The organism is Elusimicrobiota bacterium (assembly GCA_026388075.1).
Taxonomy (GTDB): Bacteria; Elusimicrobiota; Endomicrobiia; order Endomicrobiales; family JAPLKN01; genus JAPLKN01.
In genome coordinates, this window is record JAPLKN010000031.1 from 1 (window position 1) to 4,379 (window position 4,379).

Consider the following 4,379-nt stretch of genomic DNA (forward strand, 5'->3'; position numbering starts at 1 on the left):
CATTCCACTTTCGGCAAGTTTTATCCCTGGGGCAAAGAAATAAGAGCTTTTATTGATCATCTGGATATAGAAGCCGTTCCCGCCGAAAAGCTAAAAGGTGTCAGCCGAAGCGCAGAAATAGGATACGATCTGCCGAAAGACATCAACGAGCTTCTTATCAGCATAGCTGAGATCAAAAATGCTTTCCAGGAATTCATGGAAAAAGAAAAAAAGTATTCAAAGGGATATTTGTACAAGAAAGCCGCGCAAGAAATCAAAAATATTCCGCTTGAAGAATTTGATCATATATTTTTCTGCAACCTTTTTTATCTGCATAAGACGGAAAAAGGCATCTTAAAACATCTTTATAACACCAAAAAGGGAAAGTTTTTCTTTCAAGGAAACAATACCGACTGGCCCCAGCTGAAAAGCCTGGCGAAAGATTTAGGCTGTACAATAAATTCTCCTTCCCCCTCACCTCTATCCTCTCCCCTCAATGGAGAGGATAAACGAGAATTAAGGCAAGAGAGAGAGCCGAATATACATGTTTATTCCGCACAGGATACTCACGCCCAGTGCTCCTTGGCGCGTGAAATAGTTTCTAAAATATCCGATCGCGAAAAAGCGGTATTAGTTATTCCCGATTCGGACGCAGTTATGCCGGCATTGGCAGAACTTTCAAACGAATTAACCGATTTTAATGTTTCATTAGGGTATCCTCTTTCCCGAACAGGCGTTTTTTCTTTGCTGGACGACATTAAAAACGCCCAGAGCTCAAAAAACGATAAAGGCTATTACGCAAAAGATTTTATCGGGGTTCTTAAAAATCCGCTAGTCAAAAATTTAAAACTTCTGGACAACCCTTCAATAACCAGAGTTTTGGTTCATAAAATTGAAGAAGCTTTAATCGGCGAAAATGACGAAGCAAATATCGCTGGAACTCTTTTCGTAAATTTTGATGATATCGTAAAAGATAAAAGCATATTTCAAGAGCTTGCCTCGTCGCTTGATTCTATGGGAATTCCTGCGGAACAATCAAAACTTATTGAGGTTTTTGAAGAATTGTACAAATTTGGATTCAAAATGTGGGAACAAATAGACTCGTTCGGCTCGTTTGTCAGTTCGGTGCGCGTGCTTGTGGAAAAACTTCTTTCAGACAACTATTTTTCAACGTACCAGCTTAACATAAGGGCGATGGACCGGCTCTTAAATATCATTGAAGAGTTTGAAGGGAGCTCTTTTTTAAACGAGAAATTTGATAAAGACGAAATATTTAAAATATTTGAACAGCGGCTCTCGTCTGAAATGGTATCTTTTACGGGATCGCCTCTTAAAGGTTTTCAGATTTTGGGGCCTTTGGAAGTAAGGTCCTTGAATTTTGAAACGGTCATAATAATGGATATGAACGAGTCAGTTATGCCGAACCTTAAAATTCAGGAAGCACTTATTCCACGGGATATTATGATAGATCTTGGCCTAACAAGAATAGAAAAAGAAGAAGAAATACAAAGGTACCATTTTTCAGGGCTTATCTCCGGCGCAAAAGAGGCACATTTAATTTACTGCGATTCAGACAAGTTTGAACGGAGCCGTTTTTTAGAGCGTATTATCTGGGAAAAACAAAAAAAGGCAAATTCAATAGAACCTTTATCCGTTTTTGAACCGAAATTTAATTTTAAAATCAGCCCCGAAAAAAAAGAAAAGCAAAAAACTAAAGAGATAGTAAAATATCTTTTGGAATACCCTTACTCGCCGACAAGCGTTAATACCTATATCTCCTGCCCGATGAAATTTTATTTCCAGTATGTTTTCGGCCTGAAAGAAAAGGATGATGTTGCCGAAGAAGTTGAACGCGTGGATGTAGGAAACTTTATCCATAAATTTTTGGAAAATATTCTAGGCGGTTTTATCGGGAAACCGTATGTCTTGGACGAAAGTTTCAGAAAACTCTTTTTTTCAGAACTTGATAAAAAGTTTTCAAAAGAGTTTGAAAGAAAAATGAAGTCCGATATATTTCTCCTAAAAGAAGTGGTTAAAATTGCGATGAACAGGTTTTTAAAAAATGAGGTTTCGCGCGTTTCCGAAATAGAGGCCATTCTTGGGATAGAAAAGAATTTAAAGGGAACTTATAACAACCGCAAGTTTGATATTAAAATTGACAGAATAGACAGTTTAAAAGATTCCACTTGCGTAATTCTTGATTACAAAACCGGAAATGTTATCAAATCGGCTTCATTGAAAACTCTTGAAAAAACGGCTTCTGATATGTCTCGGGAAACAATAAAAAAGGCGGTAAAATCGCTTCAGCTTCCCATATACATGTATTTTGTATCTCAGACCCAGAAAATTGATATGCAGAAACTTAATGCCGGGTTGTACGATTTAAAAAAGGGAAAAATTGAGTTGTTTTATAAGGATGAGGATAGCTCAGAAAGAAAACAGAAATTTGATATTTGCATGAAATCGCTGGATTTTATCTTAAACGAAATAACTGATGAATCGGCCCCGTTTAAAGCGGACGATGCCGATTCCCGCCAGTGCCAGCAATGCCCGTTTTACTACAATTGTAGATAACCGTTACCACCTACGCGGTGGTAACGGTTCTTGTAATCTATTATCCAAAGTTCGGTTTTAAGCCGGCAAGCGGATGGAAAATAAAATGTCCGTTTGAAGCGCCCGATGAAGCATTTCAAGCTTTAGAATCTATTCCCGGCGCGCTTTCAAGTGCTTCGGGTACGGTAGAATATCCGAAAGAATTTAGCGAGGAATAGCGATCCTATCAGCGGGCCGTCGAGGCAGGCGTAATCAATGCGGGAGCCTGTCCTTCCGAAGCCTTGGCGTAGGAGGATTGATGACACGTTAGAGAAGGAGGGCTGACGCAAATTCTTTTTTAATTTGTTAGAAGAGAGTATTAATATGCTACAATATCTAGGTAAGCTTCGTTATTGGGGCTTAGATTATAACCCCGAGTAGTTTCGGGGGAAAAAAGAAGGTGAGTAAGTAATGGCACGTGGTAAAGTGAAGTGGTTCAACGATGCAAAAGGTTTTGGTTTCATTTCCAATGATGACGGAAGCGGGGATGTGTTCGCACATTTCTCAGCAATAGCATCTGAAGGATTTAAATCTTTGGCCGAAGGCGACGCAGTCGAATTTGACATAGAAACCTCCGACAAAGGACCTAAAGCAGCGAATATCAAAAAAGTATAATATTTTTTTGAATTACAAATAAACCTCGATTATTAGTCGGGGTTTTTTGTTTTTTGGGATAATTGTTGTGTCATCCCCGGGTTGTTTGGGCTTGTTCAACCCAAATTTTGCAACAGATTGCAAAATTTGTCCCGAAGGGACAGCCCGTCTTCGACGAGCTGGGTTCAAAGAACGAGGATGTGCTGTTGCCGTAGAGGCTAAGAAGGTAATCTTGAAAAACGACGGGTAAAGAGGTAGAATGCAGCTGGAAGACATCTCGAAGGTGCCTGTCCGCCGAAGCTGTTGAGGTAATACGGCGACTTCCTCAAGTTCCATTAAATGAAGTCCCGCTTTAGCGGGAGAATCCAGAAAAGCCGTCTTTGCGAAGCCGCTTTAGCGGATGAAGCAACCTCTGTAGTTACTCAGCATTAACCTTGTAACGGGGGCAAGGCGAGTCCTTAAATTGTTGTTACAGTATTAAACTATGGAACTTTTAGCTCCCGTCGGATCAAAAGAATCTTTTATTACCGCCATTCGCGCAGGGGCGGACGCCGTTTACATCGGCGTCCCCGATTTTAATGCGCGTATTTCCGCATCAAAGATCAGCTTTTACGATCTCGAGGTGTTAATCAGCCACGCTCACGAAAAAAAGGTAAAAGTATTTCTTGCCTTGAATACCTTAATCAAACACGAAGAAATTCACGATGTGGTAAAAAACATTACCTATATTGAGCACCTCAAGCCGGATGCATTAATCATTCAGGATCTCGGTATTGCCGGTATCATTAGAAAATATTTTCCGGAAATACAGCTTCACGCGAGCACCCAGATGGCGGTGCACAACAGAATGGGGGTAGATTTTCTTGCCCAGCACGGATTTAAACGCGCTATTTTGGCGCGGGAGCTTTCTTTTGCCGAGCTCAACATAATTGCCAAGGGTTCTCCGATTCCGTTGGAAGTATTTTGTCACGGGGCGCTGTGTTTTTCATTGTCCGGTATGTGTCTTTTTTCAAGTTTTATCGGGGGATTAAGCGGGAACAGGGGAAGATGCACCCAGCCCTGCCGACGCCGCTGGCAAAACGGAAAAAATCTCGGCTACCTTTTTTCGCCGCGGGATTTGGAACTCGCCGGGCATATCGGAAAACTAAAAAAAATCGGTATCGCGTCGTTTAAAATAGAAGGACGCATGCGAAGCAGCGAGTATGTATACCGCG

General features: G+C 40.9%; 4 protein-coding genes. All 4 read left to right on the forward strand.

Annotated elements, in window-relative coordinates; genetic code table 11:
* On the forward strand, positions 1-2,553 hold a 2,553-nt coding region (locus tag NT145_01400; protein ID MCX5781351.1), incomplete at its 5' end, for a PD-(D/E)XK nuclease family protein.
* A gap of 17 nt (positions 2,554-2,570) precedes the next feature.
* Positions 2,571-2,750, forward strand: coding sequence for a hypothetical protein (locus tag NT145_01405; GenBank protein MCX5781352.1), 180 nt, complete (start codon positions 2,571-2,573; stop codon positions 2,748-2,750).
* Positions 2,751-2,982: 232 nt separating this feature from the next.
* Positions 2,983-3,186 carry a cold-shock protein gene (locus NT145_01410; GenBank protein MCX5781353.1) on the forward strand — a complete coding sequence of 68 codons (204 nt, stop codon included), beginning with the start codon at positions 2,983-2,985 and terminating at the stop codon, positions 3,184-3,186.
* A gap of 463 nt (positions 3,187-3,649) precedes the next feature.
* Positions 3,650-4,379: U32 family peptidase (locus NT145_01415; GenBank protein MCX5781354.1), on the forward strand; the 730-nt coding region annotated here is incomplete at its 3' end.